A 13,883-nucleotide genomic window follows, 5' to 3' on the forward strand; every position below is an offset into this window, starting at 1 on the left:
GCCATGGACAACTTCATCCACCAGTTTGTGGCCGGCCTGGCCAATGGCGGCATCTACGCCAGCATCGCCGTGGCCCTGGTCATGATCCACCGCTCCACGCAGCTGCTCAACTTCGCGCAGGGCGAGATGGCGATGTTCTCGACCTTCATCGCCTGGGCGCTGATGCAGTCGGGTTTGGGCTACTGGTCGGCCTTCGGCGTCACCATCGTGGTGTCGTTCGCCATGGGGCTGTGCGTGGAGCGTTTCGTCATCCGCCCGGTGGCGGCGCACACCAAGTCGCACCTGCCGCTGGTGGTGCTGTTCATCGGCATGCTGCTGATCTTCAACAGCGTGGCTGGCTGGATCTGGACCTACGACGTGCGGCCCTTCCCCAGCCCCTTCCCCGACGTGCGCATCCTCGGCGGCTACGCCACCGCGCACCAGGTCGGCTCCATCGGCATCACCCTGCTGGTGGTGGTGGGCCTGTACCTGTTCTTCCGCTTCACCTCGCTCGGCCTGGCGATGCGCGCGGCGGCGCAGAACCCGGCGTCGAGCCGGCTCGTGGGCATCCGTGTGGACCTCATGCTCGGCCTGGGCTGGGGCCTGGCGGCGGCGATCGGTGCCGTGGCCGGGATGATGGTGGCGCACGTGCTCTTCCTGGAGCCCAACATGCTGGGCGCGGCCGTGCTCTACGGATTCGCCGCCGCGCTGGTGGGCGGCATCGACAACCCCTGGGGCGCGGTGCTCGGCGGTTTCCTGCTCGGGGTGATCGAGAACCTGCTCGGCACCTACGTGATTGGCGACGACATGAAGCTCACCCTGGCGCTGGTGATCATCGTGGGCGTCATGACCTTCAAACCCGCCGGCCTCTTCGGCGTCACCCTGGTCAGGAGGGTCTGACATGGCCGCCATCAGCGAGAACACGGCCGCCCGCGTGCTGCCCTCCACCCCTTCTTCCCACACCACCCCGGTGATTGCACCGGTGGCCGCCGGCGGCCTCAGCCGCCTGGAGCGAACCGGCCTGGTGCTGCTGTTGGCGCTGGCCTGCGCGCTGCCGCTGCTGGTCACCGACTACCGGTTGTTCCAGGCCACGATGACGCTGATCTACGCCATCGTGCTGTTCGGCCTGACCATCCTCACCGGCTACAGCGGCCAGATCTCGCTCGGCCACGGCGCGTTCTACGCCCTGGGGGCTTACACCACGGCGATCCTGATCGCGCGCCTGGGTGTGCCCTACTGGGCCACGCTGCCGATCGCCGGTGCGGTGTGCATGGTGGTGGGCTTTCTGTTCGGCCGCCCGGCGCTGCGCCTGCAGGGCCACTACCTCGCGTTGGCCACCTTCGCGCTGGCGGTGGCCACGCCACAGTTCCTCAAGCACAAGTCGCTGCAGGGCTGGACCGGCGGGGTGCAGGGCATCACGCTGGAAAAACCGTCGGCGCCTTTTGGTCTGCCCATGACGCCCGACGCCTGGCTGTACCTGCTCACGCTGTTCGTGGCGGTGGTGATGTTCGTGCTCGGTCGCAACCTGCTCAAGGGCCGCATCGGCCGCGCGCTGCTGGCCATCCGCGACCACCCCACCGCCGCCTCGGCCATGGGCGTGAACATCTCGCTCTACAAGTCGCTCGCCTTCTCGGTCAGCGCCCTGTTCACCGGCGTGGCCGGCGGCCTGGGGGCGATCGTGGTGCAGTTCGTGGCGCCCGACTCCTTCCACCCGCTGCTGTCCATCCTGTTCCTGGTGGGCGCGGTCATCGGTGGCCTGTCTTCGTGGTGGGGCCCGTTGTTCGGGGCCATGTTCATCCAGTTCGTGCCCAACTTCGCCGAGGACCTTTCCAAGTCCGCGCCCTGGGCCATCTACGGGGTGCTCATGATCCTCAGCGTGTTCCTGCTCAAGAAGGGCATTGCCGGTGCGCTCGAAGGCGCCTGGCGGCGCCTCACCCGGTCCCGTCGTCATCACCCCATTCCCCCTTCTTCGGAGACACCATGAAACGTCGCACGCTCATCGTCTCGGCCACGGCCGCCACCGGTCTTGCCGCCCTGCCCCACCTGGCTTTCGCGCAGAAGAAGTACGCGCCGGGCATCACGGACACCGAGATCAAGTTCGGCCAGACCGGCCCGCTGTCGGGACCGGCCTCGGCCTACGGCACCATCGGCCGCGTGCAGACGGCCTACTTCAAGATGCTCAACGAGCAGGGCGGGGTGAACGGGCGCAAGCTCAACCTGGTGGTGCAGGACGACGGCTACAGCCCGCCCAAGACGGTGGAGCAGGTGCGCCGCCTGGTGGAGCGCGACGAGGTGGCCTTCATCTTCAACATCCTGGGCACGGCGCCCAACGTGGCGGTGCGCAAGTACCTCAACGAGCGCAAGATTCCGCAGCTGTTCACGGCGGCCGGCGCTTCCACCTTCGGCGACCACAAGAACTGGCCCTGGACCATCGTGCTGCAGCCGTCCTACCAGGCCGAGGCGAAGATCTACGTCGAGTACCTGAAGAAGACCAAGCCGGACGCGAAGATCGCGCTGCTGACCGGCAACGACGATGCGGGCAAGGACTATGTGGAGGGCGTGAAGCACGCGCTGGGGCCGGACGGTGTGAAGAAGCACATCGTGGCCGAGGCGACGTTCGAGTCGACCGACCCGAACACCGATTCGCAGGTGCTGGCGCTGCGCGGTTCGGGCGCGGACACGCTGATCGTGCACGGGGTGTCGAAGTGGGCGTCGATGACGATCCGCAAGGTGTACGACATCGGCTGGAAGCCGACGTTCATCCTGACGGCCACGGCGACCTCGGTGTCGGGGGTGCTGGAGCCGGCGGGGCTGGAGAAGGCGACGGGGCTGATCACGTCCTATTACCTGAAGGACCCGAACGACCCGCAGTGGGCGAACGACAAGGGCTTCCAGGACTGGCTGGCGTTCATGAAAAAATACTACCCAGCGGGCAGCACGGGCGACCAGCTCAATGTGTACGGCTACACGATGGCGCAGGCGCTGGTGCAGACGCTCAAGCAGTGCGGCGAAGATTTGTCGCGCGAGAACATCATGAAGCAGGCGGCGAATCTCGATGTGGAGTTGCCGATGCTGTTGCCGGGGATCAAGATCAAGACTGGGCCCAACGATTACTTCGGCGTGGAGGCGCAGCGGATGATGCGGTTCAACGGGAAGACCTGGGAGCTCTTCGGGGACTTGATCGGGCAGAACTGAATCTTCTGTTGTCTACCTCGCGGGCCCGGGGCGGCCGGGCGCTCTGCTCCGCGGGTGTCCCCCGACCCGGCTTCGCCGGGTCTCCTCCTTTACCCCGCTGCGCAGAGCGCCCAACCGCCCCGAGCCAACGGCATGCAGGCACGCCAACGTGGGTCTGTCACGGTGTGGGCGTGCTGCAGTGCCTGGGGTGGCCGACGCAGCGAAGTAAAGGAGGAGGCGGCACCAGCCGCCGGGGGACATTCGCGGAGTCGGTCACCCCAGGCGCTGCAGCAGAGAAGAAGCCTCCGAGCGAAAAAACGAGAAAAGCAATGCCTCAATCCCTGAAGCCTTCCGTGGTGAACGACTACCGCGAGCTGGCCCGACAACGCCTCCCCCGTCAGCTGTTCGAGTTCATCGACGGCGGCTCCTTCGGTGAAGAAACCGTCGCGGCCAACCGAAGGGACTTCACCGAACTTCGTTTGCGCCAACGCGTCATGCGCCCGGTCGGCGACATCGACCTCAGCACCACCGTGCTCGGCGAACGCTGGGCCTTGCCCATCGCGCTCGGCCCGGTCGGCCTGGCCGGCCTCATGCGCCGCCGGGGCGAACTGCAAGCCCTGCGCGCCGCCCAGGCGGCCGACACCCAGCTCTGCCTCAGCACGGTCTCGGTGTGCTCGCTCGAAGAGATGGCGACCGCATCGGTCCGCCCGTTCTGGTTCCAGCTCTACATCACGCGCGACCGCGGCTACACGCGCGAACTCATCGGCCGCGCCAAGGCCGCGGGCTGCGGCGCGCTCGTGCTCACCGTGGACCTCGCCGTGGCCGGCCTGCGCCACCGCGACGTGCAGACCGGCATGACCGGCGGCCTGGGCTGGGGCGGCCGCGCGCGCGTGGCGGCCGACTTCGCGCGCCGCTGGGGCTGGCTGTGGGACGTGGGCGTGCAGGGCCGCCCGCACCTGTTCGGCAACCTCGTCTCCGCCGTGCCCAACGCGCGCCGGCTCAGCGACTTCTACCAGTACACCAGCGCCAACTGGGAACCCGGCGTGAGCTGGGCCGACGTGGACTGGATCCGCGCCGAGTGGGGCGGGCCGCTGGTGATCAAGGGCATCCTCGACGCGCAGGACGCGGTGCAGGCCGTGCAGGCCGGCGCGCAGGCGCTGGTGGTCTCCAACCACGGCGGGCGCCAGCTCGACGGCGTGAGCTCCACCATCGCCACCCTGCCTTCGGTGGTGCAGGCGGTCGGCGGCGACGCCGAGGTGCTGCTCGACGGCGGCGTGCGCAACGGCATCGACGTGGTGCGCGCGCTCGCATTGGGCGCGCGCGCCTGCCTGATCGGCCGGCCCTGGATCTGGGCCCTGGCCGCGCGCGGCGAGGCCGGCGTGGCGGGCCTGCTGGCCACCTACCGGCGTGAGCTCGCCACCGCGTTGGCGTTGGCCGGCCTCACGCGCGTGGACGAGGTGAACCGCGACGCGCTGGTGCAGCCATGAACGCCACCCACGTGATGGCCCAGCAGGTGCACCGCACCGGTGGCCCCGAGGCCATGCAATGGGAGTCGGTCGCGCTGGCGCCGCCCGGGCCCGGCCAGGCGCTGGTGCGCCACACCGCCGTGGGCCTGAATTTCCTCGACACCTACTTCCGCAGCGGCCTCTACCCCATGCCCCTGCCCGTCGTGCCCGGCGCCGAGGCGGCCGGCGTGGTGGAGGCCGTCGGCGAAGGCGTGACGGCGGTGCGCGTGGGCGAGCGCGTGGCCTACGCCGGCAGCACCGGTGCCTACGCGCAGGCGCGGGTGATCGAGGCCGAGGCGCTGGTGAAGCTGCCCGACGACATCGACGACACCACGGCCGCCGCCGTGCTGCTGCAGGGCATGACGGCGCGCTTTCTGATCCGCGAGGTCTACCCGGTGCAGCCGGGCGAAACGATCCTGCTGCACGCGGCCGCCGGTGGCGTGGGCAGCCTGCTTGCGCAGTGGGCCAGCGGCCTGGGTGCGCGGGTGATCGGCACCGTGTCCAGCGACGACAAGGCCGCCATCGCGCGCGAGAACGGCTGCGCGCACGTCATCGTCACCGCGCGCGAGGCGATCGCGCCGCGCGTGCTCGAACTCACCGAAGGGCGCAAGCTCGGCGTGGTCTACGACTCGGTGGGCCGCGACACCTTCGCGGCCTCGCTCGACTGCCTGCGCCCGCGCGGCACCCTGGTGGTGTTTGGCCAGTCCTCGGGCACCATCGATCCGCTGGAGATCAACCTGCTCGGCCGCAAGGGCTCGCTGTTTCTCACGCGCCCGGTGATGCCCGACTTCGTGGGCACGCCCGAACAGCGCACCGTGGCCTGCGCCGAGCTGTTCCAGGCGCTGCGCGACGGCCTGGTGCGCCCGCGCATCGGCGCCGTGCGCCCCTTGAGCGAGGCGGTGCAGGCGCACGAAGACCTGCAGGCGCGCCGCACCTCGGGTGCGACCGTCTTCACGCCTTAGGCGACACCCCACTCGCGCAGGATCGCCTCGCCATCGGCGCCCACGGGCCGGGGCGCCTGGGGCCGCGTGGCGGGCGTGCGGTCGAAGCGCGGCGCGGGGGCCGGCTGGGTCACGCCGTCGAGCTCGATGAAGGTCTCTCTGGCCACGTTGTGCGGGTGCTGCGCGGCCTCGTCCCAGTCGAGCACGGGCGCGAAACAGGCGTCGCTGCCTTCGAGCAGCTCGCACCAGGCCGCGCGGGTTCGGGTGAGGAACAGGGCGGCGAACTTGGCCTTGAGCTCGGGCCAGCGCGCCGCATCCATCTGGGCGTCGAAGGCCGGGTCGGTCACGCCACAGCGCTGCAGCAGCAGGGCATAGAACTGGGGTTCGATCGCGCCCACCGACACGAACTTGCCGTCGGCGCAGGCGTAGCAGTCGTAGAAATGCGCGCCGCCGTCGAGCAGGTTGGCTTCGCGCGCATTGCTCCACTGGCCGGCGGCCTTGAGGCCGTGGAAGATGGCCGCGAGCAGGGCGGCCCCGTCGGTCATGGCGGCGTCCACCACCTGGCCTTGGCCCGATTGTTGGCGCTCCTGCAGCGCGGCCAGGATGCCCAGCGCCAGGAACATGGCACCGCCGCCGTAGTCGGCGCCGATGTTGAGCGGTGGCGCGGGCGGCGTGTCGGCGCGGCCGGTGGCGTGCAGCACGCCGGTGAGCGCGAGGTAGTTGAGGTCGTGGCCGGCGGCCTTGGCCAGCGGGCCGTGCTGGCCCCAGCCGGTCATGCGGCCGAACACCAGGCGCGGGTTGCGCCGCAGGCACACGTCCGGCCCCAGGCCCAGGCGCTCCATCACGCCGGGGCGAAAGCCTTCGATCAGCACGTCGGCCTTGGCCACGAGCTGCAGCACGGTCTCCACCGCGCCCTCGGCGCGCAGATCCAGCACCAGCGAGCGCTTGCCGCGGCTGGTGACGTCGAAGCGCGGTTCCAGCGCCGGGGCGCCGGGCGCGGGCGGGCGGTCGATGCGCACCACCTCGGCACCCAGGTCGGCCAGCAGCATCCCGCAGAACGGCCCCGGGCCCAGGCCCGCCATCTCGATGACCCGCAGGCCTTGCAGCGGTCCTGGCATCGTCAGAGCTTTTCCACGATGGTCACGTTGGCCATGCCGCCGCCTTCGCACATGGTCTGCAGGCCGTAGCGCTGGCCGCGTGCGTGCAGGGCGTGCACCAGGGTGGCCATGAGCTTGGTGCCCGAGGCGCCCAGCGGGTGGCCCAGCGCGATGGCGCCGCCGTTGACGTTCAGGCGCTCGGGGTCGGCGCCCAGGGCCTGCAGCCAGGCCAGCGGCACCGGGGCGAAGGCTTCGTTGACCTCGTACAGGCCGATGTCCTGGATGCCCAGGCCGGCCTTCTTCAGGGCCTGCTGGGTCGCGGGCAGCGGCGCTTCGAGCATCACCACCGGGTCGTGGCCGATCACGCTCATGTGGTGCACGCGCGCCAGGGGCTTCAAGCCGTGCGCCTTGAGCGCGCGATCGCTCACCACCATGACGCCGCTGGCGCCGTCGCAGATCTGGCTGGCGTTGGCGGCGGTGATGACGCCGCCTTCGCGCAGCAGCTTCACACCGGCGATGGATTCCAGCGTGGCCTCGAAGCGGATGCCCTCGTCCTGCGTGTGCAGCTCCTCGCCGCCGCTGCCGTCGGCGCGGCGCACCGGGATCGGCAGCACCTCGGCGCCGAAGGCGCCCGAGCGGCTGGCCGCGATGGCGCGCTGGTGGCTCAGCAGCGCGTACTGGTCCAGCGCCTGCTTGTCCAGGCCGTATTTCTGCGCGATCTCCTCGGCGCCACTGAACTGGCTGAAATCGCGCGGGTAGCGCTCGCGCAGCCGGCCGGCCTGGTAGGCGCCGCCCTGGTTGGGGCTGAACATGGGCACGCGCGTCATGCTCTCCACGCCGGCGGCGATCACCACGTCCTGCGTGCCCGACATCACGGCCTGGGCCGCGAAGTGCAGCGCCTGCTGCGAGGAGCCGCACTGGCGGTCGATCGAGGTGCCGGGCACCGATTCGGGCAGGCGCGAGGCCAGCACGGCGTTGCGCGCCACGTTGGTGGACTGCTCGCCGACCTGCGAGACGCAGCCCATGATCACGTCCTCCACCGCGGCGGGGTCGATGCCGGTGCGCTCCAGCAGGCCGTCGAGCACCTGGGCGGCCAGGTCCACGGGGTGCCAGCCGGCCAGGCGGCCGTTGCGGCGGCCGCCCGCGGTGCGCAGGGCGGCAACGATGTATGCGTCGCTCATGAGTGAATTTCCTTGGGGTTCGCCGGAGGGTTCCGGCACTGTCCGGCATTGTTCTGAACCGGGCCCGGAACAACGTCGTCCAAAGCGACGAAATGGGGGCTGGCAGGCGGATTCGTCGGTTAAGACGATGCAGGCCCGGGGGCATCTCCAGACACTGGCGCCATGCCCGGATTTCCCGGGCGGGTGAGAGACAGATGTACCAAGGCAGGAATGTTCGGGTCGGTGAAATCGAGGGGGGCTTCGTGGAGCTCTGCTTCGACCGCACCGGGGAGCCCATCAACAAGTTCGACGCGCGCACCGTGGCCGAGCTCAAGGAGGCGGTGGCCGCCATCGCCGCCACGCCCGGCGTGCGCGGCGTGCTGGCCACCAGCGCCAAGGACGTGTTCATCGTCGGCGCCGACATCACCGAGTTCGGTGAAAAGTTCAAGCTGCCGCACGCCGACCTGGTGGAGGACGTGCGCGCCTCCAACGAGGCCTTCGTGGCGCTGGAAGACCTGGCGCTGCCCACGGTGGTGGCGGTGGACGGTTACGCGCTGGGCGGCGGTTTCGAGTTCGTGCTGACGTGTGCGCTGCGCGCCATGTCGCACCGTGCCCAGGTGGGTCTGCCGGAGGTGAAGCTGGGCCTGTTCCCCGGTTTCGGCGGCACGGTGCGCCTGCCGCGCGTGGCCGGCGCGCAGGCCGCGGTGCAGTGGGTGGCCGACGGCCAGCCGCGCGGCGCCGAGGCGGCGCTGGCGGCCGGCGCGGTGGACGTGGTGTGCGACAGCGAGAGCCTGCGCGCCACCGCGCTGGACCTGCTGCGCCAGGCCGCCGACGGCACCATCGACTGGCGCGCCGCGCAGCAGCGCAAGCGCCGCCCCCTCAATGGCCACGCGAACGGCCATGCCAACGGCAACGGCAACGGCCACCACGGCGCGCAGGCGCTGGCCGGTTTTGCCGAGTGGCGCGTGTCGGTGGCCGCCGCCAGCGGCGCGCACCAGCCCGCGGCGCTGGCTGCGCTGGACCTGATGGAGCGCGCCGCCCCGCTGGACCGCGACGCCGCGCTGGCGCTGGAGAGCGAGGCTTTCGCCCGCATCGCGCGCACCCAGGCCGCCGCCGCGCTGGTGCAGAGTTTCCTGAGCGAGCAGGTGGTGAAAAAGATCGCCAAGCGCCGCACGCAGGGCGCGCGGCCGGTGAAGCAGGCCGCTGTGCTGGGTGCCGGCATCATGGGCGGCGGCATCGCCTTCACCAGTGCGCGCGCCGGCATCCCGGTGCGCATCAGCGACCTTTCGCCCAAGGCGCTGGACGCCGCCGTGGCCGAGGTCGACCGACAGCTCGCGCGCCAGGTCAAGGCCCGGCGCCTGAACCCCGATCGCGCCCAGGCGGTGCAGCGCGCCATCACCACCCAGACCGGCCAGGCCGGTTTCGGCGAGGCCGACATCGTGGTCGAGGCCATCGTCGAGCGGCTGGACACCAAGCGCCAGGTGCTCGCGGCGCTGGAGGCCACGCTGGGCGAGCACACCGTGCTCGCGAGCAACACCTCCAGCCTCTGCATCGACGACATCGCGCGCGCGCTCAAGCGGCCCGAGCGTTTCGTCGGCATGCACTTCTTCAACCCGGTGCCGGCGATGCCGCTGGTGGAGATCGTGCAGGGCAAGGCCAGCAGCGAGGCCGCCGTGGCCACCGCCGTGGCCTACGCCCACGCCATGAAGAAGACGCCGGTGGTGGTCAAGGACGGCCCGGGCTTCCTGGTCAACCGCGTGCTCATGGCCTACACCGGCGCGGCGCTGCGCCTGATCGCCGACGGCGGCGACTACCTGGCCATCGACCGCGCCATGGTGGCCTTCGGCTGGCCCATGGGCCCCTCGCACCTGCAGGACGTGATCGGCATCGACACAGGCAGCCACGTGGCCGACGTGATCGGCGCGGGCTACCCGCAGCGCATGCCGCCCATCGAGCGCGACGCGCTCAAGCTCATGCTGGCCCGCGGTCGCCTGGGCCAGAAGAGCGGCGCGGGCTTCTACCGCCACGGCCGCGACGAGGCCGGCCGCCCGGTGCGCGAGGTGGACCCCGAGGTGGCGGGCCTGCTGGCCACGCTGCAGCCCGGCGGGCCGCGCGCCTTCAGCGACGAGGAGATCGTCGACCGGCTCATGCTGCCCTTCATCGTCGAGGCCGCGCACGCCTTGCAGGAGGGCGTGGTTTCCACGCCGGCCGAGCTCGACATGGCGATGCAGCTCGCGCTGGGTTGCCCGGCCTACACCGGCGGGCCGCTCAAATACGCCGACTGGCTGGGCCTGGACGAGGTGGTGCGCCGCTGCGACGCGCTGCGCGCGCACGGACCGATGTACGAACCGACGCCGCGCCTGCGGCAACTCGCCGCCGCCGGCGGCAGCTTTTACGAACAGGGGAGCTTCTGATGCAATTGGGAACCGACATCGCCGCGGTGGTCACGGGTGGGGCCTCGGGCCTGGGAGCCGCCACGGCGCGCCGGCTGGCGGCGCAGGGCGTGAAGGTCGCGCTGTTCGACCTCAACGTGGAACAGGGTGAAGCGCTGGCCAAGGAGATCGGCGGCGTGTTCTGCCGCGTCAACGTGACCAGCGAAGAGGACGTGGACCAAGGCTTCGAGCGCGCGCGCCAGGCGCACGGTCAGGAGCGCATCCTGGTCAACTGCGCGGGCACCGGCAATGCGGTGAAGACCGCGAGCTTCGACAAGGCCACCGGCAAGCCGCGCCACTTTCCGCTGGCCGACTTCGAGAAGATCATCCAGATCAACCTGATCGGCACCTTCCGCTGCATCACGCGCTCGGCCGCCGGCATGCTGGGCCTGGCGCCGCTGGCCGACGGCGAGCGCGGCGCGATCGTGAACACCGCCTCGGTGGCGGCGCAGGACGGCCAGGTCGGCCAGGCGGCCTACGCGGCGTCCAAGGCCGGGGTGGTCGGCCTCACGCTGCCGGTCGCGCGCGACCTCATGGGCGACGGCATCCGCGTCAACACCATCCTGCCGGGTATTTTCGACACGCCGTTGTTGCAGGCCGCGCCCGACAACGTGAAGGCCGCGCTGGCCGCGTCCGTGCCCTTCCCCAAGCGCCTGGGCCGGCCCGAGGAATTCGCCGCCGTGGCCGAGATGCTGATCACCACCGGCTATGTGAACGGTGAAGCGATCCGCGTGGACGGCGCGATCCGCATGGCGCCGCGCTGAGCCCACGCCATGAGCACGAACCCGCCGCCTCTCGTGCGCTGCGAGATCGTCGAGGGCATCGCCACCCTCACGCTGCAGCACCCGACCAAGCCCAACCCCATCACCCAGCCGCTGCAGCGCGAGCTGCTGGCCACGCTGCGCCGCCTGCACACCGACACGGCGGTGCGCGCGGTGGTGCTTACCGCCGCCGGCCGGGCCTTCTGCGTCGGCGCCGACCTGGAAGAGATGCAACAGGCCGCGGCCGCGAACCCGTCGCTGGGTGAGTGGACGGCCGAGTTCATGGCCGAGCTCACCAACCCCATCGTGCTGGCGCTGCGCGAGCTGCCGGTGCCGGTGGTGTGCGCCGTCAACGGCGCGGCCGCCGGCGCGGGTGCAGGCCTGGCGATGGCGGGCGATGTGCTGCTGATGGCCCAGTCGTCCTACCTGTACCTGCCTTTCGTGCCGCGCCTGGGCATCGTGCCCGACATGGGCAGCACCTGGCTGCTGCCGCGCCGACTGGGGCGCCAGCGCGCCATGGCGCTCACGCTGCTGGGCGACCGGCTGAGCGCGCAACAGGCGGTGGAATGGGGCGCTGCCTGGGCCTGCGTGCCCGACGCCGAACTGGCCGGGCGCGCCCAGGCCATGGCGCACCAGCTGGCCCGCCTGCCGGCCGAGGCGGCGCTGGAGGCGCGGCGCGCGTTCGATGCGTCCGAGCGCAACGACCTGGCGCAGCAGCTCGACTACGAGCGCGGGCGCCAGCGCGAACTGATCGACCGGCCCGCGTTCACCGAAGGCGTGACGGCCTTCCTGGAGAAGCGCGAACCGGTGTTTGCTCCGAGAGGCTGAACCCACCATGCGCCACGAATGGATCGAGGGCCTGCGCCAGGCCGCGCGCACGGGGGTGCCCTGGGCCGTGGACCCGACCACCTTGGCCTGCGACCTGGACAAGGCCTATGCCTTGCAGGCCGAGCACCTGCGGCAGGTGCTGGCCGAGCGCGACGACGCGGTGGTGGGCGCCAAGCTGAGCGTGACCAGCGCCCCCGCGCTGGAGCGGCTGGGCCTGCGCGCGCCGCTGATCGGGCCCATCCTGCGCTCGCGCCGCCACACCAGCGGCGCCACGCTGCCGCGCAGCGACTTCATGGTTTGCGTGGTGGAGGCCGAGGTGGGTTTTCGCCTGGGCCGCGACATCGAAGGCAGCTTGTCGCGCGAGGAACTGCTGGACGCGATCGACGCGGTGTTTCCCGCGATCGAGGTCGCCGACAGCCGCTACGCGCGCTGGGCCGAGGCGCCCGCCCCCGCCATCGTGGCCGACCTGGCCTATGCCGGCGCCTGGGTGCGCGGGGCGGACTTCGCGAACTGGCGCGAGCTGGACCTGCGGGCCCTGCCGGTGCGGCTGCATCGCGACGGCGAGCTGGCCCGCGAAGGTCATTCGAGCGCGGTGCTGGGCGACCCGGTGGAGGCCCTGGCGCGGGCGCTGGCCGAGGCCGCGCGCCACGGCCGCGTGCTGCGCGCGGGCACGCTGGTGAGCACGGGAACCTGCACCGCGCCCTGGCCGCTGGACGGGGGCGGCCACCTGAGCGCCGACTTCGGGCCACTGGGCCGGGTGGAGCTCACGCTTTCGTGACCGCCGCCCACCCCGCACCGGCGCGCCTGCAGGCGATGCTGATGCTGAACATGCTGGTGTGGGGCATCAACATGCCGGTGGTGAAGTGGCTCACCGGCCATTTCGACAGCCTGTTGCTCGCGGGCCTGCGCATGCTGGCGGCGATGCTGATGATGTGTCTGCTGCTGCGCGGGCGCACGGTGTCGCTGAACTTGCGGCGCGAGCAGTGGGTGCAGCTGCTGTTGTGCGCGCTGTGCCTGATCTATCTGAACCAGTGGCTGTTTGCCGAGGGTCTGCGCCGCAGCACGGCCACCAACGGCGCGTTGATCGCGGCGCTGCAGCCGCTGGTGGCCGCGCTGGTGGCCATGGTGTTGTTGCGCGAGCGCCTGGGCATGCGCCGGCTGGCGGGGGCGTTGCTGGGCCTGGGCGGTGCGGCGCTGGCGATCTTGCACCGGCCGGTGGCGCAGCTGGTGGAGGCGGGGGTGGGCGATGGCCTGGTGATGCTGGCGGTGCTGGTGTTCTGCCTGGGCGCGGTGCTCACGCAGCGGCTGGTGCGCGAGATGGATGCGGTGGTGTTGACCATCCTGGTGCACGCCATCGGGGCGGCGGCCTTGCTGGGGCACGCGGGGCTGGCCTGGCTCTGGAGCGGTGAGCCGCCGCGCGCGCCACCGGCCGGGTGGCTGTGGGCCGGTCTTGTTGTGTCCGGGTTGTTGTCTGCCGGCATCGGGAATCTGCTGTGGACGCGCTCGATCTCGCTGATCGGCATGGCGCGGGCTTCGCAGTGGCTGCACTGGGTGCCGATTTTCGGCATCGCCACTGCGGCGGTTTTTTTAGGTGAGCCGATCACCTGGTGGCATGTGGTCGGGCTGGTGCTGGTGTTGGCGGGGACCCGGCTCGGCTTGGAGCGCTCATAGGTTTTTGGCGAGCCGCTGGCTTGGCCCAGGCCTTTGGGGGCTTCAATGCACTGCCCCTTCGGGGTCCGCTGCGGTGCTCGCGGCCCGGGGCAAGTTCGCAAACTCGCTTCGCTCAAACATGCGAACTTGGCCGCGCCAGCGCGGCAACCCCGAACCGCTGCGCTCCTCGCCAGCGCATCAGGCGCCCCCAAAGGCCTGGGCCAAGCCAGCGGCAGGCGAGAAACTAGATCCCGACAACAGCAGAAGCCCCCCCATCCACAGGCAGAAGCACCCCGGTGATGTGTTTCCCCGCATCGGAGGCCAGCAACAACACAGCCCCCTTGAGCCCCTCATCG

12 protein-coding genes and 1 pseudogene are annotated in these 13,883 nt (G+C 70.9%); 10 read left to right on the top strand and 3 right to left on the bottom strand.

The window, feature by feature from the left end; translation table 11 throughout:
• Positions 1–3 precede the first annotated feature (3 nt).
• The 5 genes from AC07ZS_RS08850 to AC07ZS_RS08870 all read left to right on the top strand — a co-directional run bounded on the left by AC07ZS_RS08850 (position 4) and on the right by AC07ZS_RS08870 (position 5,620).
• Entirely contained in the window at positions 4–879 is an 876-nt protein-coding gene (locus tag AC07ZS_RS08850) for a branched-chain amino acid ABC transporter permease (RefSeq protein ID WP_494798223.1), read from the top strand.
• Between the two features lies 1 nt (position 880).
• A complete protein-coding gene (locus AC07ZS_RS08855; RefSeq protein WP_494798224.1) occupies positions 881–1,963 on the top strand; it encodes a branched-chain amino acid ABC transporter permease in 1,083 nt (360 codons plus the stop codon).
• Positions 1,960–3,174 (top strand): ABC transporter substrate-binding protein, encoded by a 1,215-nt coding sequence (locus tag AC07ZS_RS08860; protein WP_494798225.1) that lies wholly within the window; start codon positions 1,960–1,962, stop codon positions 3,172–3,174. Before AC07ZS_RS08855 ends, AC07ZS_RS08860 begins: the two co-directional genes overlap by 4 nt.
• A 308-nt stretch (positions 3,175–3,482) precedes the next feature.
• Positions 3,483–4,640: an L-lactate dehydrogenase gene (locus AC07ZS_RS08865; protein WP_494798226.1), complete on the top strand. Its 1,158-nt coding sequence runs from the start codon at positions 3,483–3,485 to the stop codon at positions 4,638–4,640.
• Complete coding sequence (locus AC07ZS_RS08870) at positions 4,637–5,620, top strand: quinone oxidoreductase family protein (RefSeq protein WP_494798227.1); 984 nt, start codon at positions 4,637–4,639, stop codon at positions 5,618–5,620. The genes AC07ZS_RS08865 and AC07ZS_RS08870 overlap by 4 nt, the downstream gene beginning before the upstream one ends.
• On the opposite strand, the gene AC07ZS_RS08875 is transcribed toward AC07ZS_RS08870, so the two are convergent.
• Positions 5,617–6,717, bottom strand: coding sequence for a CaiB/BaiF CoA transferase family protein (locus AC07ZS_RS08875; RefSeq protein WP_494798228.1), 1,101 nt, complete (start codon positions 6,715–6,717; stop codon positions 5,617–5,619). The genes AC07ZS_RS08870 and AC07ZS_RS08875 overlap by 4 nt on opposite strands.
• A 2-nt stretch (positions 6,718–6,719) precedes the next feature.
• Positions 6,720–7,877 carry an acetyl-CoA C-acetyltransferase gene (locus tag AC07ZS_RS08880; RefSeq protein WP_494798229.1) on the bottom strand — a complete coding sequence of 386 codons (1,158 nt, stop codon included), beginning with the start codon at positions 7,875–7,877 and terminating at the stop codon, positions 6,720–6,722.
• 194 nt (positions 7,878–8,071) lie between these two features.
• Here AC07ZS_RS08880 and AC07ZS_RS08885 point away from each other — a divergent pair, with 194 nt between their 5' ends.
• Genes AC07ZS_RS08885 through AC07ZS_RS08905 form a run of 5 tightly spaced genes read left to right on the top strand, consistent with a single transcriptional unit; the run spans position 8,072 to position 13,548 of the window.
• Entirely contained in the window at positions 8,072–10,270 is a 2,199-nt protein-coding gene (locus AC07ZS_RS08885; RefSeq protein WP_494798230.1) for a 3-hydroxyacyl-CoA dehydrogenase NAD-binding domain-containing protein, read from the top strand.
• A complete protein-coding gene (locus AC07ZS_RS08890; protein WP_494798231.1) occupies positions 10,270–11,052 on the top strand; it encodes an SDR family NAD(P)-dependent oxidoreductase in 783 nt (260 codons plus the stop codon). Before AC07ZS_RS08885 ends, AC07ZS_RS08890 begins: the two co-directional genes overlap by 1 nt.
• 9 nt (positions 11,053–11,061) lie before the next feature.
• Positions 11,062–11,877, top strand: a complete 816-nt coding sequence (locus AC07ZS_RS08895; RefSeq protein ID WP_494798232.1) for an enoyl-CoA hydratase-related protein — start codon at positions 11,062–11,064, stop codon at positions 11,875–11,877.
• 7 nt (positions 11,878–11,884) lie between these two features.
• A complete protein-coding gene (locus tag AC07ZS_RS08900) occupies positions 11,885–12,655 on the top strand; it encodes a 2-keto-4-pentenoate hydratase (protein ID WP_494798233.1) in 771 nt (256 codons plus the stop codon).
• Entirely contained in the window at positions 12,652–13,548 is an 897-nt protein-coding gene (locus tag AC07ZS_RS08905) for a DMT family transporter (RefSeq protein ID WP_494798234.1), read from the top strand. The genes AC07ZS_RS08900 and AC07ZS_RS08905 overlap by 4 nt, the downstream gene beginning before the upstream one ends.
• Before the next feature lie 223 nt (positions 13,549–13,771).
• Here AC07ZS_RS08905 and AC07ZS_RS08910 read toward each other — a convergent pair.
• A pseudogene (locus AC07ZS_RS08910) lies at positions 13,772–13,883 on the bottom strand (gluconate 5-dehydrogenase); the annotation flags it as partial.

The sequence above is a fragment of the Hydrogenophaga sp. GW456-12-10-14-TSB4 genome, assembly GCF_059424305.1.

Excerpts from the sequence above, each read along its gene's own strand:
- AC07ZS_RS08850 (WP_494798223.1), top strand. The coding sequence starts at position 4 with ATGGACAACTTCATCCACCAGTTTGTGGCCGGCCTGGCCAATGGCGGC.
- AC07ZS_RS08855 (WP_494798224.1), top strand. The coding sequence starts at position 881 with ATGGCCGCCATCAGCGAGAACACGGCCGCCCGCGTGCTGCCCTCCACC.
- AC07ZS_RS08860 (WP_494798225.1), top strand. The coding sequence starts at position 1,960 with ATGAAACGTCGCACGCTCATCGTCTCGGCCACGGCCGCCACCGGTCTT.
- AC07ZS_RS08865 (WP_494798226.1), top strand. The coding sequence starts at position 3,483 with ATGCCTCAATCCCTGAAGCCTTCCGTGGTGAACGACTACCGCGAGCTG.
- AC07ZS_RS08870 (WP_494798227.1), top strand. The coding sequence starts at position 4,637 with ATGAACGCCACCCACGTGATGGCCCAGCAGGTGCACCGCACCGGTGGC.
- AC07ZS_RS08875 (WP_494798228.1), bottom strand. The coding sequence starts at position 6,717 with ATGCCAGGACCGCTGCAAGGCCTGCGGGTCATCGAGATGGCGGGCCTG.
- AC07ZS_RS08880 (WP_494798229.1), bottom strand. The coding sequence starts at position 7,877 with ATGAGCGACGCATACATCGTTGCCGCCCTGCGCACCGCGGGCGGCCGC.
- AC07ZS_RS08885 (WP_494798230.1), top strand. The coding sequence starts at position 8,072 with ATGTACCAAGGCAGGAATGTTCGGGTCGGTGAAATCGAGGGGGGCTTC.
- AC07ZS_RS08890 (WP_494798231.1), top strand. The coding sequence starts at position 10,270 with ATGCAATTGGGAACCGACATCGCCGCGGTGGTCACGGGTGGGGCCTCG.
- AC07ZS_RS08895 (WP_494798232.1), top strand. The coding sequence starts at position 11,062 with ATGAGCACGAACCCGCCGCCTCTCGTGCGCTGCGAGATCGTCGAGGGC.
- AC07ZS_RS08900 (WP_494798233.1), top strand. The coding sequence starts at position 11,885 with ATGCGCCACGAATGGATCGAGGGCCTGCGCCAGGCCGCGCGCACGGGG.